The sequence below is a fragment of the Arthrobacter gandavensis genome, from assembly GCF_015355785.1.
Lineage (GTDB): Bacteria > Actinomycetota > Actinomycetes > Actinomycetales > Micrococcaceae > Arthrobacter_B > Arthrobacter_B gandavensis_A.
In genome coordinates, this window is the sequence record NZ_JADKYW010000005.1 from 327,850 (window position 1) to 350,339 (window position 22,490).

Annotated in this window: 19 protein-coding genes; 5 read left to right on the plus strand and 14 right to left on the minus strand. The window is 64.4% G+C overall.

Features of this window, described 5'->3' with window-relative positions; all coding sequences use genetic code 11:
- Window positions 1-143: 143 nt before the first annotated feature.
- The 5 genes from ITX31_RS06575 to ITX31_RS06595 form a co-directional block, all read right to left on the minus strand.
- Entirely contained in the window at window positions 144-1,841 is a 1,698-nt protein-coding gene (locus ITX31_RS06575) for a dipeptide ABC transporter ATP-binding protein (protein WP_194782671.1), read from the minus strand.
- Window positions 1,838-2,791: an ABC transporter permease gene (locus ITX31_RS06580; RefSeq protein WP_194782672.1), complete on the minus strand. Its 954-nt coding sequence runs from the start codon at window positions 2,789-2,791 to the stop codon at window positions 1,838-1,840. The genes ITX31_RS06575 and ITX31_RS06580 overlap by 4 nt, the downstream gene beginning before the upstream one ends.
- A complete protein-coding gene (locus tag ITX31_RS06585) occupies window positions 2,784-3,710 on the minus strand; it encodes an ABC transporter permease (protein WP_194782673.1) in 927 nt (308 codons plus the stop codon). Before ITX31_RS06585 ends, ITX31_RS06580 begins: the two co-directional genes overlap by 8 nt.
- Window positions 3,711-3,852: 142 nt before the next feature.
- Window positions 3,853-5,484 carry a peptide ABC transporter substrate-binding protein gene (locus ITX31_RS06590; RefSeq protein ID WP_194782674.1) on the minus strand — a complete coding sequence of 544 codons (1,632 nt, stop codon included), beginning with the start codon at window positions 5,482-5,484 and terminating at the stop codon, window positions 3,853-3,855.
- A 344-nt stretch (window positions 5,485-5,828) separates the two neighbouring features.
- A complete protein-coding gene (locus ITX31_RS06595) occupies window positions 5,829-7,646 on the minus strand; it encodes an ABC transporter ATP-binding protein (RefSeq protein WP_194782675.1) in 1,818 nt (605 codons plus the stop codon).
- 91 nt (window positions 7,647-7,737) lie between these two features.
- Between ITX31_RS06595 and ITX31_RS06600 the strand changes: the two genes are divergently transcribed.
- On the plus strand, window positions 7,738-8,367 hold the full coding sequence (locus ITX31_RS06600) for a PH domain-containing protein (RefSeq protein ID WP_194782676.1): 630 nt from the start codon (window positions 7,738-7,740) through the stop codon (window positions 8,365-8,367).
- Between the two features lie 35 nt (window positions 8,368-8,402).
- Here ITX31_RS06600 and ITX31_RS06605 read toward each other — a convergent pair whose 3' ends face one another.
- The 3 genes from ITX31_RS06605 to ITX31_RS06615 all read right to left on the minus strand — a co-directional run bounded on the left by ITX31_RS06605 (window position 8,403) and on the right by ITX31_RS06615 (window position 12,956).
- On the minus strand, window positions 8,403-9,422 hold the full coding sequence (locus ITX31_RS06605; RefSeq protein WP_194782677.1) for an ABC transporter permease: 1,020 nt from the start codon (window positions 9,420-9,422) through the stop codon (window positions 8,403-8,405).
- On the minus strand, window positions 9,419-10,960 hold the full coding sequence (locus ITX31_RS06610) for an ABC transporter permease (RefSeq protein ID WP_194782678.1): 1,542 nt from the start codon (window positions 10,958-10,960) through the stop codon (window positions 9,419-9,421). The genes ITX31_RS06605 and ITX31_RS06610 overlap by 4 nt, the downstream gene beginning before the upstream one ends.
- Window positions 10,961-11,156: 196 nt before the next feature.
- Complete coding sequence (locus ITX31_RS06615) at window positions 11,157-12,956, minus strand: ABC transporter family substrate-binding protein (protein WP_194782679.1); 1,800 nt, start codon at window positions 12,954-12,956, stop codon at window positions 11,157-11,159.
- A 328-nt stretch (window positions 12,957-13,284) separates the two neighbouring features.
- Here ITX31_RS06615 and ITX31_RS06620 point away from each other — a divergent pair, with 328 nt between their 5' ends.
- Entirely contained in the window at window positions 13,285-13,896 is a 612-nt protein-coding gene (locus tag ITX31_RS06620; protein WP_194782680.1) for an NAD(P)-dependent oxidoreductase, read from the plus strand.
- Window positions 13,897-13,968: 72 nt separating this feature from the next.
- Here the strand turns inward: ITX31_RS06620 and ITX31_RS06625 are convergent, their stop codons facing one another.
- The 3 genes from ITX31_RS06625 to ITX31_RS06635 all read right to left on the minus strand — a co-directional run bounded on the left by ITX31_RS06625 (window position 13,969) and on the right by ITX31_RS06635 (window position 15,833).
- Window positions 13,969-14,526 carry a dihydrofolate reductase family protein gene (locus ITX31_RS06625; protein WP_194782681.1) on the minus strand — a complete coding sequence of 186 codons (558 nt, stop codon included), beginning with the start codon at window positions 14,524-14,526 and terminating at the stop codon, window positions 13,969-13,971.
- A gap of 62 nt (window positions 14,527-14,588) precedes the next feature.
- Window positions 14,589-15,026: a VOC family protein gene (locus tag ITX31_RS06630; RefSeq protein ID WP_194782682.1), complete on the minus strand. Its 438-nt coding sequence runs from the start codon at window positions 15,024-15,026 to the stop codon at window positions 14,589-14,591.
- A gap of 12 nt (window positions 15,027-15,038) precedes the next feature.
- Window positions 15,039-15,833 carry a hypothetical protein gene (locus tag ITX31_RS06635; protein ID WP_194782683.1) on the minus strand — a complete coding sequence of 265 codons (795 nt, stop codon included), beginning with the start codon at window positions 15,831-15,833 and terminating at the stop codon, window positions 15,039-15,041.
- A 148-nt stretch (window positions 15,834-15,981) separates the two neighbouring features.
- Between ITX31_RS06635 and ITX31_RS06640 the strand changes: the two genes are divergently transcribed.
- On the plus strand, window positions 15,982-16,848 hold the full coding sequence (locus ITX31_RS06640; protein WP_194782684.1) for an SDR family NAD(P)-dependent oxidoreductase: 867 nt from the start codon (window positions 15,982-15,984) through the stop codon (window positions 16,846-16,848).
- A gap of 327 nt (window positions 16,849-17,175) precedes the next feature.
- A complete protein-coding gene (locus ITX31_RS06645; protein ID WP_194782685.1) occupies window positions 17,176-17,820 on the plus strand; it encodes an NAD(P)-dependent oxidoreductase in 645 nt (214 codons plus the stop codon).
- An 84-nt stretch (window positions 17,821-17,904) separates the two neighbouring features.
- Here ITX31_RS06645 and ychF read toward each other — a convergent pair whose 3' ends face one another.
- From ychF to ITX31_RS06660, 3 genes are all read right to left on the minus strand, one after another.
- A complete protein-coding gene (gene ychF, locus ITX31_RS06650; RefSeq protein ID WP_194782686.1) occupies window positions 17,905-18,990 on the minus strand; it encodes a redox-regulated ATPase YchF in 1,086 nt (361 codons plus the stop codon).
- Between the two features lie 65 nt (window positions 18,991-19,055).
- Window positions 19,056-20,129 carry a 4-hydroxy-3-methylbut-2-enyl diphosphate reductase gene (locus ITX31_RS06655; protein ID WP_194782687.1) on the minus strand — a complete coding sequence of 358 codons (1,074 nt, stop codon included), beginning with the start codon at window positions 20,127-20,129 and terminating at the stop codon, window positions 19,056-19,058.
- Between the two features lie 58 nt (window positions 20,130-20,187).
- Window positions 20,188-21,012, minus strand: coding sequence for a hypothetical protein (locus tag ITX31_RS06660; protein WP_194782688.1), 825 nt, complete (start codon window positions 21,010-21,012; stop codon window positions 20,188-20,190).
- Window positions 21,013-21,195: 183 nt separating this feature from the next.
- Between ITX31_RS06660 and xseA the strand changes: the two genes are divergently transcribed.
- Window positions 21,196-22,467: an exodeoxyribonuclease VII large subunit gene (gene xseA, locus ITX31_RS06665; protein ID WP_194782689.1), complete on the plus strand. Its 1,272-nt coding sequence runs from the start codon at window positions 21,196-21,198 to the stop codon at window positions 22,465-22,467.
- Window positions 22,468-22,490: the final 23 nt, after the last annotated feature.

The window sequence follows — 22,490 nt, forward strand, 5'->3', positions numbered from 1 at the left end:
CCGGCAGTTCTGTACAAATGCTGCGTTGGAACACACGTGTAAGAAGTCACCGAGAGGCCGCCGTCAGCGGGCACCGTGCCATTCTAGTCGTTTTGCCAAAGGTTCCCTAATGCGCCCCGGGCCGGCCGCGCTCCCCCGGCCGCTCAGGCAGCTTCCGGGGGCAGTTCGAGTCCAGCTCCGGGGATAGCCGCGAGCAGTGCCTTGGTGTAGTCCTGCCGCGGATTGGTGAAGACTTCATCCGTGGTTCCTGTTTCAACCACCTTTCCCTTCTGCATTACGCAGACGTCATCTGCGATTTGCCTCACCACCGCCAGATCGTGCGTGATGAAGAGATAGCTCAGCCCCAGGTCTGCCTGCAGTTCGGCCAGCAGGTTCAGGATCTGCGCCTGCACCAGGACGTCCAGTGCTGAAACGGCCTCGTCACAGATGACCACTTCAGGGTCCAGTGCAAGTGCCCGTGCTACGGCAACCCGCTGGCGCTGGCCGCCGGAAAGCTCGTTGGGGAAGCGGCGCATCACAGACTGCGGCAGCGCCACCTGGTCCAGCAGCCTGCGGACCTTAGCGGCCCGGCCTGCGGCGTCCCCGATGCCGTGGACGCGCAGTGGCTCTTCGATGGTGTGGAAGATGTTGTACATCGGGTCCAGCGAACCGTAGGGGTCCTGGAAGATCGGCTGCACCCTGCGGCGGAATGCGAAGAGCTCCCTCCTGCCCAGGGTGGTTACATCCGTTCCGTCAAAGAGGATGCTGCCGCTGGTCGGCTTCTCCAGGTTCAGCACCATCCGGGCAACGGTGGACTTGCCGGAGCCTGATTCGCCGACGACGGCGGTGGTGGTGCCGCGCGGCACGGCAAAGGACACGTCGTCCACGGCCGTGAAATCGTTGTGCCTGCCCAGCCCGCTGCGCAGCTTGAAGACCTTGGTGAGGTTGCGGACTTCGATGACGTCCGGGGTGCCGGGTTCCCGCGCGGGACGCGTGCCGGGTCCTGACGGCGGTTCAAGTCCCCTGTCCCGGACCGAGTCGATCCGCTTCGTAGCGAGCGACGGCGCCGACTCCACCAGCCGCTGTGTGTAGGGATGGCGGGGATTGCGCAGTATCTCCAGGGCAGGCCCGGACTCCACCACGCGCCCTTTGTACATCACCACCACGCGCTGGGCGCGTTCGGCCGCCAGGCCGAGGTCATGGGTGATGAGCAGCACGGCCGTACCCATTTCCCGGGTCAGTGTTTCCAGGTGGTCCAGTATCTGGCGCTGTACGGTCACGTCCAGCGCCGAGGTCGGCTCGTCTGCGATCAGCAGCCGTGGAGAACAGGAGAGGCCAATGGCGATCAGGGCGCGCTGGCGCATCCCGCCGGAAAACTCGTGCGGGTACTGCCGGGCCCGGGAGGCGGCGTCGGGCAGGCCCGCCTGGCCCAGCACCCGGGCAACATCAGTATCCGTGGCGGGCCGGCCGTTGGCCTTCAGCGTCTCGCGCACCTGGAAGCCGATCTTCCACACCGGGTTGAGGTTGGACATCGGGTCCTGCGGAACCATCCCGATCGAGTTGCCGCGCAGCTGGACGATCCGCTTGGCACTGGCATGGGTGATGTCTTCGCCGTCGAAAAGAATCTGCCCGGCGCTGACCTGTCCGTTGCCGGGCAGGAGACCGATGGCTGCGAGCGCCGTCGTCGATTTTCCCGAGCCGGACTCCCCCACAATGGCCACGGTTTCCCCGGGAAGGATGGTCAGGTTCGCGTCCTGCACGGCGTTGACTATGCCGTTGGACGTGGTGAAGGAAATCGCGAGCGAGCGGATGTCCAGCAGCGGCGCCGGCTCGGTTGCCGGGCTGTGGGCAGTGGAGGTCATAGCTTGCGGGCTTTCGGGTCGAGGGCATCACGCACGGCGTCGCCGAGCATGATGAAACTGAGGACGGTGACGGAGAGCGCTCCGGCCGGCCAGAGCAGCGCTGCGGGGTTGGCACGCAGCGAAGTCTGGGCTGAGGAGATGTCATTGCCCCAGGACATGATGTCCGGCGGCAGGCCGATCCCCAGGAAGGACAGGGTGGCTTCAGCCACAATGAAGGTTCCCAGTGAGATGGTGGCCGTGACGATCACCGGCGCCAGGGCGTTGGGCAGAACATGCTTCACCAGGGCCTGGAACCTGGAGACCCCCAGGGCCCGGGACGCGACGACGAAGTCCGCGTTGCGCACGGAGATCACCGCGCCGCGGGTGATGCGGGCTATCTGGGGCCAGCCGAAGACTACGAGCGTCAGCACCACGGTCCAGATGTTGCGGTTTTCCCGGAACATGGGCAGCTGCATCACGATGATGGCGCCCAGGATTAGCGGCAGTGCAAAGAAGATGTCGCCGAGCCGGGCAATCACTGCGTCGAGCCATCCCCCGTAGTAGCCGGCCAGCGCGCCGAGTGTTCCGCCCAGCAGCACTACGCAGGCGGTGGTGATGATGCCCACCAGCAGGGAGGCCCGGGTTCCGTAGATGAGCCGGGCATAGACGTCGCAGCCCTGCAGCGTGAATCCGAGCGGATGGCCCGGGCGGGGCCCGGCATTGGAGTCCGCGAGATAGCACGCGCCGTCGGGTGGGTTCTGGGTGAAGAGCTGCGGAAATGCCGCCACTGCAATGATCAGCAGGATCAGCAGGGCGGAGATGATGAACAGCGGCCTGCGCCGCAGGTTGCGCCAGGCCTCCCCCCACATACTCAGGGGGGCCCTGCCGTCCTGGAGAGCGTCAGTCTCCGGCAGGACGTCCGAATCCGCCGGAGCAACGAAGTGCTCCCGGGTGCGGTAGCTCTTACTCATATCGGATCCTTGGGTCCAGCCAGGCGTACAGCAGGTCCACCAGCAGGTTCGCCACCACGTAGACGAGGACCAGCACGCTCACGATGGACACGATCGTGGGCCCTTCGCCGCGGATGACCGCCTGGTAGAGCTTCTGCCCCACGCCGGGCACGTTGAAAATGCCTTCCGTGACAATTGCTCCGCCCATCAGTGCACCCAGGTCCGCTCCCAGGAACGTAATCACCGGAATCAGGGAGTTGCGCAGGATGTGCACTGTGACCACGCGCGGGCGGGAGAGGCCCTTGGCCGTCGCGGTGCGGACGTAGTCGGCATTCATGTTTTCGATGACTGAGGTGCGCGTCAGCCGCAGCACGTAGGCGAAGGAGGCCAGGCCCAGCACCACGGCGGGAAGTATCAGGTCACGCCAGCCGGCACTGGCCCCCACAGTTGGGGCTGTCCAGCCGAGTTTGACGCCAATGATGAACTGCAGCAGGAAGCCCAGCACAAAGACGGGGATGGCGATGACCACGAGGGAAACGAAGAGCACCGTGGCATCGAAGATCCGGCCTTTCTTCAATCCTGCGATCAGGCCGAAAACGATGCCGAACACCGCTTCGAAGCACAGCGCCAGCACCGCCAGGCGCATGGTGACGGGGAAAATCTGGGCCAGGACCTCTGCCACGGGACGGCCGGAGAAGTCGTTGCCGAGGTTAAAGGTCAGGAGGTTCTTCAGATACTCCAGATACTGCACCATAAAGGGCTGGTCCAGGTTGTACTGTTCACGCAGCTGCGCCGCAACCACCTCGTTGACCGGGCGGTCACCGAAGAGTGCCGCAATCGGGTCACCGGGAAGCGAAAAAACAAGGAAGTAGACCAGCAGGGTGGCCCCGAGAAACACCGGGATCATCTGCAGGACCCGGCGCAGAACATATCTCGTCATCGGCGGGACCTGCCCTCGTCAGTTCGAAGGGCTGGCTTAGACATGGGAAACCATCCTGTTCTGACGGCAGGCGGCCGGGCCGTTTCCCGTTCCTGCCCGGAAGGACGGGAGCGGGAAACGGCCGCGGGCACGCCGGCCGGGATTACTTGCGTGCGATGTTGTAGTACACAGGCACGCCGTTCCAGCCGGTTTCCACGTCAGTGACGGTGCTGCTCCAGCCGGTCTGCGATACCTGGTACCACAGCGGGATTACCGGAAGGTCCTGCAGAAGGACCTCCTGGGCCTGGTTGAAGATGGCCGCCCCTTCTTCAGCGGTGGCAGCCGACAGGCCTCGTGCCAGCAGGTCGTCAAATGCCTGGCTTGAGTAATCACCGTCATTGGACCCCGCGCCCGTTCCGTAGAGCGGGCCGAGGAAGTTGTACAGCGACGGGTAGTCCGCCTGCCAGCCGGTGCGGATGGCTCCGCTGAGGGTCTTCGCCGTGGCATCCGAACGCAGTTCCTTAAACGTGGAGTAGGCCTTGCCCTGTGCTTCCACGCCGAGGACGTTCTTCAGCGAATTGCAGACGGCGTCGACCCACTCCTTGTGGTCGCCGTCGGCGTTGTAGCCGATGGTGAAGGCCTTGCCTTCAGGCCACGGGGAAATGGCTTCGGCCTCATCCCACAGTTCCTTGGCGCGCCCGGGGTTGTAGGCGAGCACCTCGGAACCGGCCAGCTCCGTGTCGAAGCCTTCGATCACCGGGGCGGTGAAGTCCGCGGCGGGCTCGCGTGAGCCGGTGAAGATGACGTCTGCAATCTCCTGGCGGTTGATGGCCATGGAGATGGCCTGGCGCCGCAGCGCACCTGCTTCGCCGGAGAACTCTTCAAGGTACCCGGGGATCGTGATGGTCTGGTTCTGTGCGGTCGGCTTCTCCGAGTAGCGGCCCTCTCCGAGGTCGGACTTGAAGGTCTTCTGGGCAGCCGCAGGCATCTGGTCCAGGACGTCCAGGTTGTCCGCCTGCAGATCTGCGTACGCGGCGTCGTAAGAGGAGTAGAACTTGAACGTCACCCCGCCGTTCTGCGGAACCCGGGTGCCGGTGTAATCGGGGTTGGCGACCAGCTCGATCTGGACCTCGTGCTGCCAGGCATCTTCCCCGGCCAGCATGTAGGGGCCGTTGCCTACCGGGTTTTCCCCGAACGCTTCCGGGTCCTCGAAGGCTTCGGCGGGCAGCGGGTAGAAGGCCGTGTAGCCCAGGCGCAGCGGCCAGTCGGATTCCGGCTGCGAGAGCGTGACGGTGAAGGTCTTCTCGTCCAGGACCTGCAGGCCGCTCATGGTTTCTGCGGTTGCGCCTTCCGCGCTGACCTCGTCATAGCCTTCGATGCTCTCGAAGAAGTACGAGTTCAGCTGCGCGTTCTTGGCTGCAGCCCCGAAATTCCAGGCATCCACGAAGGATGATGCCGTGACAGGTTCCCCGTTGGAGAAGGTCTTTCCGTCCTTCAGGGTGATGGTGTAGTGCTGCGAGTCCTCGGTTTCGATGGACTCGGCAATTTCATTTACTGTCTTGCCGTCGGCGTCGTAGCTCAGCAGGCCTTCGAACAGAAGGTCCATGATCCGCCCGCCGCCCACCTCATTGGTGTTGGCCGGGAGCAGCGGATTCTGCGGCTCGGTGCCGTTGGCCGTAATGCTCGTAGTGGTAGCAGCGGAGTTTGGGGTCTCGCTTCCTCCGCCGCAGGCTCCCAGCGCAAGGGCGGCGACCACCGCCACGCTGACAGCCTTGGATACGCGCTGTAAACGCATTCCGCCTCCTGGATAGAAAGGAAGCCGGTGTCTGGTTTCCGGCGCTGATGTCCGGGCAGCAGCTGATGGTAGGGCCCCATGGCTCTTTCCCGGACCTCAGCATATGGTCCTCGGTTCCCGGGGTTTCCGGGCAACCAAAAGGGGACACGCCTGCCGGAGCTACCTGTTGTTCAGGTGCCTTCGAAGCCCGTCCCCCGTGTAAAAAGTATATCGACGCAGTGCCTCATATAACGATTTGAGGACGATGTTAGGTTTGCCACGCGCAATGGTGGACAAATCACATCGCTTATGCAGGAGGACCCTCCGGGGAGGGTCCTCCTGCATAAGCGCTGCCCGTGTATTGCCTACGAGGACAGCAGTTTGGCTCGAAGCTCGCGGCGCTCACGCTGCTTGTCCGGGTCCGGCAGCGGCACAGCCGCAATGAGGCGCTGCGTGTATTCCTCCTGGGGGTTCCGCAGGATCTGGTCACGCGTGCCCTGCTCAACAATCCGCCCGCTGCGCATCACGCAGATATGGTCGGCCAGGACGTCCACCACCGCGAGGTCGTGCGTCACGAACAGGCAGGCAAAGCCGAGCTCGCGCTGCAGGTTCTGGAACAGCTCCAGGACTTTGGCCTGCACCGAGACGTCCAGCGCGGACGTCGGCTCGTCCGCCACCATGAGCTTGGGCTTCAGCGACAGGGCCCGGGCAATGCCCACGCGCTGCTTCTGGCCGCCGGAAAGCTCATGCGGGTAACGGTTCCGGTAGGCACGGGGCAGTTCCACCTGGTCCAGCAGTTCCTCGATCCGCTGCTGCAGGGCAGCGCCCTTGGCTTCACCGGCCAGGAACATCGGCTCGCCGATGCTTTCACCGATGGGCAACCGGGGGTTCAGCGAGGATGACGGGTCCTGGAAGACCATGCCTACCTGGCGGCGCAGCGCATGCATGGCCTTGGAGTTGGGCTTCAGCTCGGAGATGTCAGTCCCTACCACCCGCAGTTCGCCTTCGGCGACAGGCAACAGCCCGACGGCGGCGCGGCCGATGGTGGTCTTGCCGGAACCTGATTCGCCCACCAGCCCCATGACCTGACCGGGCAGGAGCCGCAGGTTGGCGCCTTCGACGGCACGGAAGGCTGCCACACGGCCCTGCTTCGGGTATTCGATGGCAACGTTTTCAAGGACGAGCACGGGTTCGCCGCCGGCTGCATCCACCTGCGCGGCGGCGTCGGCCCGGAGGCCGGAGAGGACTTCCGCCTCGCGCCTCTCGAGTTCAGCCCGGTCCACGGATTCAAGGTCCACGTGAGTGGCGGCTGCCAGCGCGGCAACGACGTCGACGTCGCCGGCACCGTCAGTGCCCTGGCCCAGGTGCGGCACGGATTCAAGGAGAGCCTGGGTGTAGGGATGCTGCGGATTGGAGAAAATCTCCTTGGCCGTGCCGGTCTCCACAATGACGCCGTGGCGCATCACGGCGATCCGGTCAGCGAGGTCTGCCACCACGCCCATGTCATGGGTGATGAGCACGATGGCTGAGTCAAGCTTGTTGCGCAGGTTGCGCATGAGGTCCAGGATTTCAGCCTGCACCGTTACGTCCAGCGCAGTGGTGGGCTCATCGGCGATCAGCAGCTTCGGATCGCAGGACAGGGACTGCGCAATCATGGCACGCTGCCGCTGGCCGCCGGAGAGCTGGTGCGGGTAGGACTTGAAGGCCTTTTCCGGGTCCGGCAGTTCAACCATGGCCAGGAGCTTCAGGGCGCGCTTCCTGGCTTCATCCGGTGAGAGTTCATTGTGCAGGCGCAGCGTCTCCACGATCTGGAATCCCACGGTGTAGACGGGGTTCAGAGCCGTCATGGGTTCCTGGAAGATGACGGCGACGTCGTTGCCGCGCACCTGGCGCAGCTTGTGCTGGGACAGGCCAAGGAGCGGCTCGCCGTCCAGCAGGACCTCGCCGGTTACCCGGGAGTTCTTCGGCAGCAGGCCAAGCAGAGCCATCGAGCTGGCACTCTTGCCGGAGCCGGATTCGCCCACGATCGCCAGGACCTCGCCGGCATTGACGTGGTAGTTCAGGCCGATGGCGGCGGGGACCCATTCCTTGTCCACGCCGAAGTCGACGGAGAGGTCGCGGACTTCCAGGACCGGCGGCCGGCCCGTGGAACTCGCCTGCGGTGTGCTGATGGTTTCAGTCATGGCGGTGGTTTCCTTCCGTCCAGGCTGCGCGCCGGTCCCGGATTACCGGACCGATTACGGAGGCGCCTGAAAATGCTGTAACGATTGGGGTATGCCGAACCCGCAGAGCGAGCCCGTGACCGAAGTTTTCCGTCCGCGAACCACCAAGTGGTTCGTGGGTATTGCCGTTGCCCTCACGGGTGCGGCGGTTCTCTCCGCTGCGTGGACCAGCGGCGTCGGCGGCGTTGTGGCCACCGCTCCCCTGCTCCTGATTCCCTTGGCCGCGGCGTGGCTGTTCTGGTATCCCAGCGTGCGGGTATCCGAAAGCGGCGTCCGGCTGGACAATCCGTTCCGGACCGTTGAGGTGCCGTGGGCCGCGCTGATCCATGTGGATACCAAGTTCGCGCTGAAGCTCGTGACCCCGAAGGGTTCCTACACGGCGTGGGCTGCGCCCGCTCCCGGTGTCTGGGGCACCCATGCGGGCAAACCCGAACACCTGCGGAACCTTCCCGGCACCACCTACGGTGCCGGCGGTTCGGTGCGCCCGGGAGACCTCAGCAACACGGACTCCGGCCAGGCTGCCCGCCTGGTCCGCGAACGCTGGGAAGTCCTGGTCAATGCCGGCCGGATCGATCCCGACCAGACCGACGCCGCACGCGCCGCGGTGAGCTTCAACTGGCGCTGGCTCCTGGGCCTGGCTGCAGCTGCAGCTGTGCTGTTCGCCCTGGCGGGGCTGGCCTAGGACGGCCAGCCCCGCTTCGGCGCAAATCGTTCCCATTAGTTGCCGGCTGTCTTGGTCTTGACCTTCTTGGCGTTGAACTTCTTCTGCCGCGGGTCAAAGGCGTCGCGCAGTCCATCACCAATGAAGTTGATGCACAGGCAGATCGCCACGATGAACAGGCCGGGCCACCAGAACAGCCAGGGGCGGGTCTGGAATGCCTCCTGGTTCTGGCTGATCAGCAGGCCGAGCGATGTGTCCGGCGGCTGCACGCCGAAACCGATGTAGCTCAGCGAGGTTTCCAGCAGGATGGCCGTGGACATCAGCAGCGTGGTGTTCACGATGATCACGCCGACGGCGTTGGGCAGGATGTGCTTGAAGATGATGCGGTTATTGGAAGCGCCGGCAATGCGGGCGGCATCCACGAACTCGCGTTCTCGCAGCGAGAGGAACTCGCCGCGGACCAGGCGCGCCAGCGATGTCCACGTTGCCAGGCCCAGGAAAATGCCCAGCAGGATGACGCCGATGCCGGCGCCCACCAGGCGGTTGGCGATCTGGCCCAGGACTGCAGCCATAACGATGATCGGGATGATGATGACGACGTCGGTCAGGCGCATGAGCACGGCTTCGACCCAGCCGCGGAAGTAGCCGGCTACCGCGCCGACGACCGAGCCGACGATGCAGGCGATGATGCCCACCAGGAACATCACGATGATTGACTGCTGGGTGCCGCGCATGGTCATGGCGAACATGTCACGGCCAATGCGGTCCTGCCCGAAGGGGTGCTCGCCCCAGTTGAAGAGGTTGACGAAAGTCGGGGCACCGCCGTTGACCTGCTCGGTGAACTGACGGTAGTCGTATTTCCACCAGCCGGGAATGCCTGCAAAGCCGATGGAGCTGAACGCCAGGATGCAGATCAGCGCAAAGACCACCAGCGAAATGATCGCCGCGGTGTTGTCGAAGAAGCGCTTGCGGACTATCTGTCCCTGCGAAAGGCCCTTGGTCTTCGCCTTCGGGGTGGCATCGGGTTCTGTTCCCGGCGGGTTGGAGGGAGTTTCGGCGGAATACGTAGTGCTCATGACTTCACCCTTACGCGCGGATCAAGGACGGTGTAAATGAGGTCTGCCACCAGGTTGAAGACCAGCGCGAGGATGCCGGTCACCAGGAAGAAGCCCATGATCGGGTTGGGATCAACACGGTGCAGTGCCTGGACGAACAGCTGGCCCATGCCGCTGAAGGCGAAGACCTGTTCGGTGATGACCGCACCGCCGATCAGTGCGCCGATGTCGAAGGCCACGATGGTGGCCAGCGGAATCAGGGCGTTGCGGAACGCGTGCCGCATGACCACGGTGCGCTCGGAAAGGCCCTTGGCCCGTGCGGTGCGGATGTAGTCCATGTTCATGATTTCAAGCATGGACGCGCGGGAGTAGCGGCTGTAGCTGGCCAGCGAGGCGAGCAGCAGCGCAATGGTAGGCAGCAGCAGGTGGGTGAAGGTATCCACGCCGCTGATCCAGAAGTCCCCGTTCAGCCCGGGGGTCGAGGCACCGACAGTCGCGATCGGCCGGTCCCGGATCCGGGAGTTATCCATGTAGGACGGCCAGGCGTACATGAAGCGGTCCAGGACAATCAGTCCGCCTACCAGCAGTCCGGTGAGCGACGCGCTTCGCATGCTCTGGCCGCGATCGTAGCCTCCCATGAGGTAACCGATGAGGCAGCCGACGGCGACGGTCGCCACTGCCAGCAGCAGGATCATCAGCCAGGTGGCTGCGTTCAGCAGCGGCTGGACGGCGTAGTACGCCACGATTCCCAGGGCGACCGTGATCAGTGCCGAGTAGAGGGCCTTGCGGTTCTTCAGTCCGGCCGTGAGCAGGGTCACCCCGTAGGCGATGGCAACACCGGTGACGGCGATCACAACCGGGCCGAGGCTCGGCGTAGCGAACCAGCCGGTGGCTCCGAGGACATAGAGCAGCCCGGCAGCAACCGCGAAGCCGCCCGCGAAGGCCACCGCCCGGCGTCGCAGGCTTCCGCCGGCGAACACAACCCAGATCAGGCCGCTGGCTGCGCCGACGCTCAGGACCACTGACAGTGGTATCTGCGGATCTGCCAGGAAGTTATTGAAGCCGATGGCTCCGTACTCCTTCAGGAGCACGGCCAGCCAGAAGATTGGCAGGGAGAAGAACAGGAACGCCATGAAGGTCACGCCGTAGTCCAGGGAGCTGTACTGGCGCAGGGCGGTGATGATGCCAAGGGAAATGCCAACGATGATGGCGAGGACCGTGGCGGTGGTGACGAGCAGGATGGTGGCGCCCATGGCGCGTGCCAGTGCATCCGTGACCTGCTCGCCCTGGATGCTCTGACCCAGGTCGCAGGTGGCCGCGAACGGAGCGAGGCACTTGACGGCCCCGCCGAGCCAGTAGAAGTAGCGCAGCGGCGCCGGGACATCGAGGTCCAGGAGCTCTGTGCGGGCCCGGATCAGTTCGTCACGGTTTGGTGCGGGATTTTCGCGGAGGTCCTGCAGGGGATCACCTGACGCCGCTGTCAGGAGATAGACCAGGAACGAAGCCCCGAAGAGGATTAGCACGGCGGTCAAAAGCCGCCGGACAATATAGGTAACCATAGAGTGTCAGCCTCATTAGAACGGGTCCGGGGGTTCTCCCGGCACTCGCTGAAGTGTAGTGCAGGTCATAAGTGCGGGGAATTTGGGTAATCCCAATCACTCATACGCTGCCGTGGGGGTAGGGGAAAAGCGAGGGCGCCGGGACCGTAAAGGCCCCGGCGCCCTGCGGGTAATGCTTAGCTGTTGCAGCTAAGGATTAGTCCTGAACTTCCCATTCCCAGAAGTTCCACCACACACCGGTCTGGTTCGGCATGTAGGAGTTGATTCCGCCGATGCTGTCGCTGTGTGCGTCAACGCCGGGCGACTGGAAGAGCGGCAGGCCGAACGAGGAGTCCCAGATCATCTTGTCGATCTGGATCTGCAGTTCCTTCTGCTTTTCGGTGTCCGTCTCAAGGATGAGCTGATCCATGAGGGCATCAGCTTCCGGGTTGGAGAAACCGCTGTAGTTGGAAGCGGCCCCGGTCTTGAAGAGCTGCGGAACGCCGGTCACGCCAACGCCCGAGTTGATCCAGCCGAAGATGGAGGCATCGTAGGTGCCGGTACCCAGGGCGGAGCCCCAGTCAGAGGCGCCCAGGCCGCCGTCGACGACCTTGAAGCCGGCCTCGGAGGCAGACTGTGCAATCAGCGTGTAGGCATCGGAACGGTTGGGGTTGTCCTTGTTGTACATGATGCGTACTTCAGGGGTTGCACCCGCGAGCAGTTCCTTGGCGCCTTCGATGTCGACGTCGGCGTACTCGGAGGAGCCGTTGTTGGAGGCGGACTCTTCGTAGCCGTCCTGGTCGGAGAGGAAGATCTGCGAATCCAGCGGAGCTGCATCCGGGTTGAGCTTCTTGACGATCGAGTCAACGATTGCCTGGCGCGGGATGACCTTCATGAACGCGGTGCGGACGTTCTGGTCCGCGAACACGCCGCTGAAGTTGAGGTCAACGTGGTCGTAGGACAGCTGGTTGCCGGAGTTGATGGTGACTCCGTCAATGGCTTCGAGCTGGTCCACGGTGTCAGCCGAAGCCTGCGGAGCAATGATGTCCACTTCACCGTTCTTCAGGGCCTGGACCTGGGCGGGAGCATCACCGATGTAACGGACAATGATCTCGTCGATCTTGGGCTCCGGACCCCAGTTGTAGTCCTCGTTGCGGGTCAGGGTCATGGAGTTCTCGGGATCGATCTCCGAGACAATGAACGGACCGTTGGAGAGGTACAGGGATGCGTCCGACGGAAGCGACTTGGTGTCAAAGCCGGTGTTCCAGAAGTCCGCAACAGCCTTCAGCTCTTCGTTGACCGGAGCCGGGTTTTCCGGGTCGCCTGCGGGCGTGTTCTGGATCAGTTCGATCAGCGCGTCGCCGTCGGCCAGGCCGGCCTTCTCGGCGACAACGTGTGCCGGAGTCTGGACACCTCCGTCGGTCATCGCCCCAAAGGCAATTTCCCAGTCCGCGAAGGGCTCGGAATAGGTCATGGTGATGGAGCGTCCGTCGTCGCCAACTTCGGGAACGTCCGTCAGGCTCAGGCCTGACGTGTCGCCCGCGTAGTCGAAGTAGGTGGTACCGGAGACCGTCTCGCCCTCTTCGTTGAGCGTGGCGTCGTTGAAGTGACCGGAGTTCACGGCCCACAGGAGCATGAGGTCATCAGCGTCGACGGGCTCGCCGTCGGACCAGTTCACACCTTCATTGACGGTGTACTTGATCGTGAGGGGATCCTCGGAGACCTTTTCGTAGGTGCCGAAGTCTTCCAGCGGCTCAACCTTGAGTTCATCGGTGATGTAGTTGAACCCGGAATGCGTGGCGTACGCAATCTTGCCGTTGATGTCGACGTTGCCGTTCGCCGTGGCGCTGTTGAACGAGCTGAAGGCGTTAACCTCCACAACGCGGACAGAACCGCCGGTGCTCTCGCTGTCAGTTGAACCGCCGTCGGTGGTCCCCTGGTTAGCTGCACAGGCGCTCAGTGCGAGAGCGGCAACAGCCGCCACACCCACTGCTTTGGAAATACGTGCAAAACGCATTCCGCCTCCTATTTCTCAGTGCGTCATCGTCTCCGGCGGGATTACCGGAGGCACGGGCAGCGCAGATCCTGCGTGCCTCGTCGCATATGACTAAGAGAGTAGACCGCCCGGAGCGGCAGGTTTGCAACGAGGTTCCCGCCGCGACACGGTTGTTACACGTTTGCAACCTGGAAATTATCAATACGCCGCAAACTCTTCTCTTGTGACATGGTGGGGGTTTATTGTGTCCCCGCACACACTCCATGGGTGGTGTCGGCTGGAGCTAAAATCTGAGCGGGGCCGGGTTACTTGCCCGACCTCTGAGGAATCCAAGGACAAGAGGACGCAAGTGAAGCTCACCATCATTGGCGGCTCCAAGGGAACCGGCGCCCGGCTGGCCTCCCTGGCGCAGGCTGCAGGCCACGACGTGACAGTCCTTTCCCGCAGCGGACAGGCTCCCGCAGGGGTGCGGGTGGTCGCCGGAGATGCGGGTGATCCAGGAACTGCAACGTCCGCAATTTCCGGTGCGGACGCCGTCGTCATCACCGTAGGCGGCGCGAAGGGCAGCCCCCGCCACCGTGCCGCCGTCACACGCAGCGTTATTGAGGCGATGAAGACCGAGGGTGTCCGCCGGCTCATGGTCCAGTCTTCCCTGGGCGCCGGCGATTCCGGGTCACAGCTGCCTTCCCCGCTCCGCGTGGCCATGAAAGTTGCCCTCGCCAAGCCGCTGGCTGACCACAACGAGCAGGAAGCAGCTGTGCAGGACTCCGGACTGGACTGGACAATCGTCCGGCCCACCGGCCTCACCGATAAGGAACCGGCCGGTTCCTGGCAGGCACTGCAGACTTCCGAATCCGGCACGCTGCGCGGATCCATTTCCCGCGCGGACCTGGCTGCCTGCATGCTGGAACTGCTCGAAGAATCAGATTCCATCGGTAAGGCCGTGGGCGTTAGCAGCTAAGCCCGCAGTCCTCAGTTTGGGGCAGCTGCCCGGCACGGCTGTAGCGCGGCAGGCGTTCCCGGCTGCCGCTGCTCAGTCAGCCCGCCGGTAGTGCACGGAGATTGCCCCGTTGCGCATGGGCTCGGCCGAGATCAGTTCCAGGCGGCGGCTGCTGTCGAGAAGGCCGCCGTAGAGGGTTGGCCCATGGCCGGTGATCATGGGGTGCACCAGGAACCTGTAATCATCGACGAGGTCCAGCCGGTCCAGCGCCGCGGCGAGTTTGCCGCTGCCCAGGAGAACGCCGTCGGGAGTTTGGTCCTTGAGCTCGCGCACTGCCGCGCCCAAGTCACCGTCGAGGAGGTGGCTGTTATTCCAGGGGAAGTCGCTGCGCGTTGCTGACGCGACGTATTTGGGTTTGTCTTCGAGTGTGAGTGCCCACTCGCGGATCGCCGTCGGCGCCTCCACCTCACCGCGGGCGACCAGCGGCCAGTAGCTCTCCATCAACTCGTAGGTGGTCCGCCCCCATAGCATGGCACCGCTCTCGTCCAAGAGCCGGGTGTAATGCGCATGGGTCTCGTCGTCGGTGATCCCCTCCTGATGGTCTACGCAGCCGTCCAGGGTGACGTTGTAGCTGAAAGTGAGCCTGCCCATAAAGCCGATTCTGCGCGGCGCCGAGTTCTACACGCAATGGGCCGCTGCGGTTTAATCCCGTGTCAGCCCTGTTGCAGTTCTTCGGCCAGCATCACGATGATGCCGCTGGGGCCGCGGAGGTAGGTGAGGCGGAAGGTATCCGCGTACGTCGCTACCCCGCGAAGCGGGAGGCAGCCGTGTTTTGCCGCTGTCTCAAGAGCAGCGTCCAGGTCATCAACCGAGAAGGCAACCCGGTGCATGCCAATCTCGTTTGGATGAATGGGAGCCCTCTCGATCGGTTCGGGCCGGATGTATTCGAAGAGCTCGAGGCGTCCGCGGCCATCTGGAGTCTGGAGCATCGCAATGTTGGCATGGTTTCCATCCAGTCCGACGGCGGTGTCAGTCCACTCGCCGCTGACGGTGTCGCGGCCGATTACCGCAAGACCAAGGTCGGTGAAGAAGGCGATCGCCGATTCGAGGTCCCGTACGGAGATTCCGACGTTCTCAAGTTTTATGGCCATGCGCCATGCTAGTCAGGCCGTGGGGAATTGGGGCACTGTTTGCGGATTTAGCGGCTCCGTGATGTCCACAGCCGGAATGCCGGCGGTCAGCAGCTCCTGGTGCAGGGCTCGGACCCCATCAATGCTCCAGTTGTTCACTGTTATGAGGGTCCCGTCACCGAAACGCTCAGTCGTGGCTGCCTTCAGCTGTGCCGCTGGACCAAACTGCGCTTCTGAAAGCCAGATGAGGTAGTCAGCATACGTTTCCCGGGATCCCTGGATTTCCCTGCTCGTCCGGAGCGTATCCAGGAGCGCCCAGTCCGGCTGCCAGATGCTGACGATCCGGCGGAACACCGTTCCCAGTTCTTCCTGGTCCCCTGTAGGGAAGGCCGGTTTGAAACGGATGGTCGCCCTGTTTTCGAGGGAGGCCATGCCCGAACCTACGTTTCCGGAGAACGACCCAATGCTTTCGCCGCTGAGACCGCCCCGTGTCAGGTCAGCGCCGATGGGCAGTCCTTCCTTCAACCTGCCGTCCGGTCGGACGTTGGCCCGCTGCCGTGTCTCAGCCGTGAGTTCCTGCAGGGTGCGCGGCGCGGGAAGTTCATAGCGCTCAGGATTGTCTGCTGCCAACCCATCCCAGGGAGTCGCAACCCACGCCAAGTCCTGGTACCGGGGATCGTCGTCGGGAACCGAGTCCTCGAGAACTCCCATGGTGGCCCATGCCCGTCCCGCGACTTCCTCCGGTGTCTCCGCGCGGCTCGCCCACACCAGCATGATGTACGCGTACTGATCCTCCGCGGAGAACAACTCGGCCATGGTTTGCTTCATCGGCCCAAGCTATCAAGTCGGGTGCGGAAGAGGACCACCCGTGCAGGCAACCGCCGTTTCCGTGGAACCCGGTGCGAATCGGATATGGATTTCATGACCGCTGGCCGGGTGTCTTGCCCTCCCGGGACAGAGTGTGTACGAGGTAAGGATGAGCAAGCACAGCGGCACCCTTCACGGACGGGTGGCAGTCGTTACCGGTTCCACGCGCGGTCTTGGGTTCGCCGTGGCCCGGCTGCTGGGGCGTCAGGGTGCAACGGTGGTGCTGGCGTCCAGGTCAGCTGCCGACGTCACTGATGCAGTGGACCGGCTGACGGCGGAAGGTATCGCGGTCACGGGAAGCCGCTGCGACACCGGTGAGACAGCCGACGTCGAGGCCCTGCGCGACAAAGCCCTCAGCTGCGGAACGCTGGATATCTGGGTCAACAACGCTGGAACTTCCGGCGTGTACGGTCCCACGGCGTCCACACCGGTGGATGACTTCACGCGCGTGGTCCGCACGAACATCCTCGGGACGTTCCACGGGTCGCGGGCCGCATTGCCGGTCTTTCTCGCCCAGGGCCACGGCGACCTCGTCAACGTTTACGGCCAGGGCGACCAGGGACCCGTGGCCCTGCAGAATGCCTACGCGTCAAGCAAGCGCTGGGTCCGCCAATTCACCGAGACCCTGCGCAAGGAAACCAAGGGCACCGGCGTCCGGGTGCACGGCATGAACCCCGGGCTGGTGATGACGGATTTTCTGAAACATGTCACGGCCCAGGCCGGGTACGAGCAGCGGCTGAGTGCTCTGCCGATTGTTGCCGGTCTGTGGGGCCAGCGCCCTGAGGCCGCGGCACGTCCTGTTCTCGACCTCGTGGCCTCGGATACCGCCGAGTTCAGGGTGCCCAGGTCGACGCTGGTCACCCGCGGACTGCGCAACCTCCTGGCCGGACGCCTTCGGCCGGCCAACCGTATGCCTTTGGACATCACTGTTATCGATCCGAGCCGCCAACAGATCGCGAGATCACGGGACCAGTAGCCGTAAACTCCACCGCGTTCCGGAATTCCCCCTCCGCCCGCCGACAGCGTTCCCGCGCCGCGTCGCGGGTGCTGTCGGCGAAGCAAGACAGCCGGGGTCAGCCGAGTACTGAGCGGACGATTTCGGCGATACGCTTCTCCACCGGGACGTGCCCTGGGAAGCCAGGCCTCTCCGCGATGATTCACGTGGTCTTCACGTGGAAGCGCATTTAGTGGCGGGGCCACCGGCATAACGCCGCTTGCAGGACCAAGGGAATACACAGCCTCGGCGGCGGGTTCCATCTTCGCCGGGGAACCGCCGGCTCCCTACTGCAAGGAGAGAACGCACATGGCACGAGTAGTCATCTTCGGCGGCACAGGTTACGCCGGTGGGAACATCGCCCGCGAGGCCGTTTCACGCAGGCACGAGGTAGTCTCCTATTCCCGCAATGAACCGCAACAGCCGCTGCCCGGCGTCGAATACCGCATCGGGTCACTGGCGGCCCCGGAAGTGGTCTCCGCGGCTGCGGCGGACGCCGATGTCCTCGTTGTGGCTGTGCACGGAGCCGACGTTGACGGTGCTCCCCTCACAACGTATGTCCCGGCGTTGATCGACGCCGCGCGCGCGAACGGTGCGCGTCTTGCATTCGTGGGCGGCGCAGGCTCCTCGCTGGTCGCCGATGGCGGTCCGCGGCTGGTCGACACCCCGGATTTCCTCGACGACTGGAAGCCCGAAGCCCTATCCCATGCCGAGGTCCTCGAGGCAATGCGGCAGGCCCCGGAGGACCTCGATTGGTTCTACGTCAGCCCGGCGGCCCTCTTCGGTGCCTTCGCACCGGGTGAGACCACCGGCTCCTACCGGATTGGAGGGGACATTCTGGTGACCAAAGACGACGGTTCCTCGGAGATCTCCGGTACCGACTTCGCCCTGGCCTTTGTCGACGAGATCGAGAACCACGCACATCCGCGTCAGCGATTCACCGTCGGGCACTAACAGCACGTTCACCCGCGGGAAGTCCCTCCACGCCGGAAGGCCCGGGATGCGCTCAGCATCCCGGGCCTTCTTCAAGCAGGAAAACTAGACGTTGAAGCGGAACTCCACCACATCGCCGTCGGCCATGACATAGTCCTTGCCTTCAATCCGGACCTTGCCGTGGGCCTTGGCCTCAGCCATTGAACCGGCTTCAACCAGGTCGTCGAAGGAGACAACTTCGGCCTTGATGAAACCGCGCTGGAAATCGGTGTGGATCACGCCGGCAGCCTGGGGCGCCGTGTCGCCGCGGTGGATGGTCCAGGCACGGGTTTCCTTGGGACCGGCGGTGAGGTAGGTCTGCAGGCCGAGGGTGTGGAAGCCGACGCGGGCGAGCTTGTCCAGGCCGGATTCTTCCTGGCCGCTCATCTCCAGCATTTCGCGGGCCTCTTCTTCGTCCAGCTCCACGAGGTCCGCTTCGAGCTTGGCGTCGAGGAAGATGGCGTCGGCGGGAGCCACGAGTTCGCGCAGCTCGGCCTGGCGGTCCGGGTTGGACAGCACGGCGTCGTCAACATTGAAGACGTAAATGAACGGCTTGGCCGTGAGCAGGCTCAGCTCGCGCAGCTGGTCCATGTCCAGCTTGTCCTTCTCAATGGAGGAGAAGATGGTGTCTCCGCGCTCGAGCACAGCCTGGGCGTCCTGCATGGCAGCCAGCTGCGCGGCGTCGCGCTTCTTGATCTTCACTTCCTTCTCCACGCGCGGAATGGCCTTCTCCAGGGTCTGGAGGTCCGCGAGGATCAGTTCGGTGTTGATGGTCTCCATGTCGGAGCGGGGATCAACCTTGCCGTCCACATGGACAACATCGGGATCGTCGAAGACACGGATAACCTGCGCGATCGCCTCGGCTTCGCGGATGTTGGCGAGGAACTGGTTGCCCAGGCCTTCGCCCTCCGACGCGCCCTTCACAATGCCGGCAATGTCCACGAAAGACACGGTGGCGGGCAGGATGCGGGCTGAACCGAAGATCTCGGCAAGCTGGGCAAGCCGGGGGTCCGGCAGGGATACGACGCCGACATTCGGCTCGATCGTAGCGAACGGATAGTTCGCCGCCAGCACGTTATTGCGGGTCAGCGCATTGAACAGGGTTGATTTGCCGACGTTGGGCAGGCCGACGATGCCAATAGTAAGAGCCACGTTGGTAAATCCTACCGGGGCAGCCCGCCAGAGCCGAACCGGGGCAGCCGCACCCGGGAACCAGGTTAGCTGCGGCGGCCGCCCAGACCGCGGGAAGAGTCCCCCATGGCCTTGAGCGTGGCGCGGATTTCCTTGGGCAGGGAGAAGATGATGTCCTCTTCGGCCGTCACCACTTCCTCCACGTCCCCGTAGCCGTATTCGGCCAGCAGGTTCAGCACGTCCTGGACCAAATTCTCCGGAACGGACGCGCCTGAGGTCACGCCCACGGTGGAAACGCCTTCGAACCAGGACTCATCCACCTGGTTGGCGAAGTCAACCCGGTAGGACGCCTTGGCGCCGTACTCCAGCGCCACCTCAACCAAGCGCACGGAGTTCGAGGAGTTGGCAGAACCAACCACGATCACCAGGTCCGCATCCGGGGCGATCTTCTTGATCGCGGCCTGGCGGTTGGAGGTGGCGTAGCAAATGTCGTCGCTGGGCGGATCCTGGAGGTTCGGGAACTTCTCCCGCAGCAGCTTCACCGTGGTCATGGTTTCGTCCACGGACAGGGTGGTCTGCGAAAGCCAGATGAGCTTGTCCGGGTCCCGGACCTCGATCTTGTCCACGTCCTCGGGTCCGTTCACGATCTGCATGTGGTCGGGCGCCTCGCCGTAGGTGCCTTCGACCTCCTCGTGCCCCTCGTGTCCGATGAGCAGGATGTCGAAGTCGTCCCGGGCAAACCGCACGGCTTCGCGGTGGACCTTGGTCACCAGAGGGCAGGTGGCGTCGATGGTGCGCAGGCCGCGGTCTTCGGCGGACTGCACGACGGCGGGAGAGACACCGTGGGCAGAGAAGATCAGCAGGGAGCCTTCGGGCACCTCGTCCGTCTCATCGACGAAGATGGCGCCGCGTTCTTCCAGCGTGCTGACGACATGCAGGTTGTGCACGATCTGCTTGCGCACATACACGGGCGGGCCGTAGTGCTCCAGTGCCTTTTCGACGGCGATGACGGCACGGTCGACGCCGGCACAGTAGCCGCGCGGGGCGGCGAGCAGGACCCGGCGCACTCCGGACACCGGCGCAGCGGCAGCAACCTCTTCGGGGCTGCGGCGGCGTCGTGGCACGGTGGGCATCGGCACGGAAACGGCTGTGCTGGTCATGACTCCATGCTAGCCGGTAGGGGGACGGACCCCCGAGCCGGAGCTGGCACGTCCGCTGTCAGCGCACACTCGGGCGGGACCCGGCCACCAGGCGAAGCGCCAGTCCCAGGACAAAAGCCACTCCGCCGCCAATCAGCAGCACCAGCAGCCAGGACTGGAAGTCCGCCTGCGCAAGAGGAACCAGACCGTCCACGAACGTTGAAGCCACCGGGTTCGCGGGCGTCTGTCCTTCCACAACCCGTCCAGCTGCGCCGGAGGCCAGCCACAGGACTCCGGCGAGGACAGCAAGGCCCGCGCCGGTTAGTGCGAGCGTCGTGGACCGGCGTCGGGCAATAAGCAGGCCCAGCAGGGCGGCAAGCACCGCAGCGGCGGCCAGCAGCGGCCAGGAATCGGCGAAGCGCACCAGGGTTTCAAGTTCTGCACTGCGGTCCTGGCCGGAGACCGCCAGCAGCCGCTCCCCCGCATCCGCCGGTTCGGTACCGATCTCGCCGGCGATCTGGGCACTGACGAGGTTCAGGAGCGGGCCAAGATCCAGGGTGGGCGTCCCGGCATCAAATGTAGCGGCATGGGAACGCTCCAGCGTCTGGGTCCAGGCCTCGGGGTAGCCCGGTGCATCCTGGAACCCGGAGACCACTCGTTCGATGATTGGTCCAACCAGGGAACCCAGCCCGTCCGGCAGGCCGCCGGTCACCGCGGCACTCGCCTGGGACGCTACCGCTGTGGAGAGCTGGGCCTGGAACGGTTCGTCTTCACCCAGCGGCTGGGCAAGCTGGGCAAATCCCTGCGCGGATACGGCGTTCTGGGCCAGCCAGGCACTGCCCACTGCGGCCCCGGAGAGCACCAGTGCTATCAGGACCAGGACTGCCGAACCGAAAGTGCGCATAGTTTCCCAAATCTTTTTCGCGGAACCGGACGGCCCGCTCCGAATACGAGGGCCTGGCCGAAGACCGCTGTCCACGGTCCGGGAGCAGCGGACACGATGTGTCCCAGGCACCTGATAGACAATAGCCTTAGGACCGGCGCCGCAAAGGACCGGCCTGCCGCTGGACGTACAGGAGTTCGAAACATGCAGAATGCCGCAGGAGCACAGGATCCGGACCAGACGGATACCGGAAACGCCCTGGCGCCCACGGCTGCCCTGACCTCTCCGGACAATCCGTGGCCCCTGGCACTGCTCTCCAGGAACCTGAAGGCCTACATTGACCGTGCACCGGCCGCGTGGGTCGAGGGCCAGGTCATTGAATTGAACCGCCGTGCGAATGCCTCCTTCATTACCCTGCGCGACGTCGATGCCGAGGTTTCGCTGTCCCTGACGGTCTGGAGCACGGTCATGAACCGCCTGGAGCTGCCGCTGGAGCGCGGCGCCCGGGTAGTGGCACTGATCAAACCGGATTTCTACGTGAAGACCGGCCGGCTGTCCATGCAGACCCGGGACATTCGGCCCGTGGGCCTGGGAGACCTGCTGGCCAGGATTGAACGCCTCCGCCAGGCCCTGGCCGCCGAAGGTCTTTTCGCTGCCGCCCGCAAGCAGCGGCTGCCGCTGCTCCCCGGCAGGATCGGGCTCATCACGGGCCGCAACTCCGATGCCATGAAGGACGTCATGCGCAACGCTGCCCTGCGCTGGCCCGCCGTCGAATTCGAGCTCCGCGAAGTTGCGGTGCAGGGCGTGAACGCCGTCGGTGAGGTGACCCGGGCGCTCGCTTCCCTCGATGCCATGCCGGAAGTGGACGTGATTGTCATTGCCCGCGGCGGCGGATCCCTGGAGGACCTGCTGCCGTTCAGCCACGAAGATTTGATCCGGGCGGTGGCCGCTGCGCAGACTCCTGTAGTCAGCGCCATCGGCCACGAGGCCGACCGCCCGCTGCTGGACGAGGTAGCGGACCTGCGCGCGTCCACTCCCACGGACGCAGCGAAGCGGGTTGTGCCCGACGTCGGCGAGGAACTGTCGCGGATCGGCACGGCACGCTCGCAGCTGCGGCGGATCATGGAGCTCATGCTCAGCCGGGAAACAGACCGGCTGGCCCATATCCGCACGCGCCCGGTCCTCTCCGCCCCGGAAACCATGCTCGCCTCCCGCGCCGAGGACGTTACCCGGCTCCGCGACCGTGCGTTCTCCGCGATGCGGTCAGAGGTCCGGCGCGATGCAGACAAGATCAGCTACCTCCGCGCGCAGGTCCGGTCCCTCTCACCGCAGAAGACCCTGGACCGGGGCTACGCCGTCGTGCAGCTCGCAGACGGCTCCGTGGTCCGGGACGCCGCCGTGGTTGAGACTGACGCCCGGCTGCGCATCCGGGTGGCCGCCGGCGAACTCGGCGCCGTCGCCACCGGACACCGCTAACCGACTTCAACGTAGGAGAACAC

Excerpts from the sequence above, each read along its gene's own strand:
- ITX31_RS06575 (WP_194782671.1), bottom strand. The coding sequence starts at position 1,841 with ATGACCTCCACTGCCCACAGCCCGGCAACCGAGCCGGCGCCGCTGCTG.
- ITX31_RS06580 (WP_194782672.1), bottom strand. The coding sequence starts at position 2,791 with ATGAGTAAGAGCTACCGCACCCGGGAGCACTTCGTTGCTCCGGCGGAT.
- ITX31_RS06585 (WP_194782673.1), bottom strand. The coding sequence starts at position 3,710 with ATGACGAGATATGTTCTGCGCCGGGTCCTGCAGATGATCCCGGTGTTT.
- ITX31_RS06590 (WP_194782674.1), bottom strand. The coding sequence starts at position 5,484 with ATGCGTTTACAGCGCGTATCCAAGGCTGTCAGCGTGGCGGTGGTCGCC.
- ITX31_RS06595 (WP_194782675.1), bottom strand. The coding sequence starts at position 7,646 with ATGACTGAAACCATCAGCACACCGCAGGCGAGTTCCACGGGCCGGCCG.
- ITX31_RS06600 (WP_194782676.1), top strand. The coding sequence starts at position 7,738 with ATGCCGAACCCGCAGAGCGAGCCCGTGACCGAAGTTTTCCGTCCGCGA.
- ITX31_RS06605 (WP_194782677.1), bottom strand. The coding sequence starts at position 9,422 with ATGAGCACTACGTATTCCGCCGAAACTCCCTCCAACCCGCCGGGAACA.
- ITX31_RS06610 (WP_194782678.1), bottom strand. The coding sequence starts at position 10,960 with ATGGTTACCTATATTGTCCGGCGGCTTTTGACCGCCGTGCTAATCCTC.
- ITX31_RS06615 (WP_194782679.1), bottom strand. The coding sequence starts at position 12,956 with ATGCGTTTTGCACGTATTTCCAAAGCAGTGGGTGTGGCGGCTGTTGCC.
- ITX31_RS06625 (WP_194782681.1), bottom strand. The coding sequence starts at position 14,526 with ATGGGCAGGCTCACTTTCAGCTACAACGTCACCCTGGACGGCTGCGTA.
- ITX31_RS06630 (WP_194782682.1), bottom strand. The coding sequence starts at position 15,026 with ATGGCCATAAAACTTGAGAACGTCGGAATCTCCGTACGGGACCTCGAA.
- ITX31_RS06635 (WP_194782683.1), bottom strand. The coding sequence starts at position 15,833 with ATGAAGCAAACCATGGCCGAGTTGTTCTCCGCGGAGGATCAGTACGCG.
- ITX31_RS06640 (WP_194782684.1), top strand. The coding sequence starts at position 15,982 with ATGAGCAAGCACAGCGGCACCCTTCACGGACGGGTGGCAGTCGTTACC.
- ITX31_RS06645 (WP_194782685.1), top strand. The coding sequence starts at position 17,176 with ATGGCACGAGTAGTCATCTTCGGCGGCACAGGTTACGCCGGTGGGAAC.
- ITX31_RS06655 (WP_194782687.1), bottom strand. The coding sequence starts at position 20,129 with ATGACCAGCACAGCCGTTTCCGTGCCGATGCCCACCGTGCCACGACGC.
- ITX31_RS06660 (WP_194782688.1), bottom strand. The coding sequence starts at position 21,012 with ATGCGCACTTTCGGTTCGGCAGTCCTGGTCCTGATAGCACTGGTGCTC.
- xseA (WP_194782689.1), top strand. The coding sequence starts at position 21,196 with ATGCAGAATGCCGCAGGAGCACAGGATCCGGACCAGACGGATACCGGA.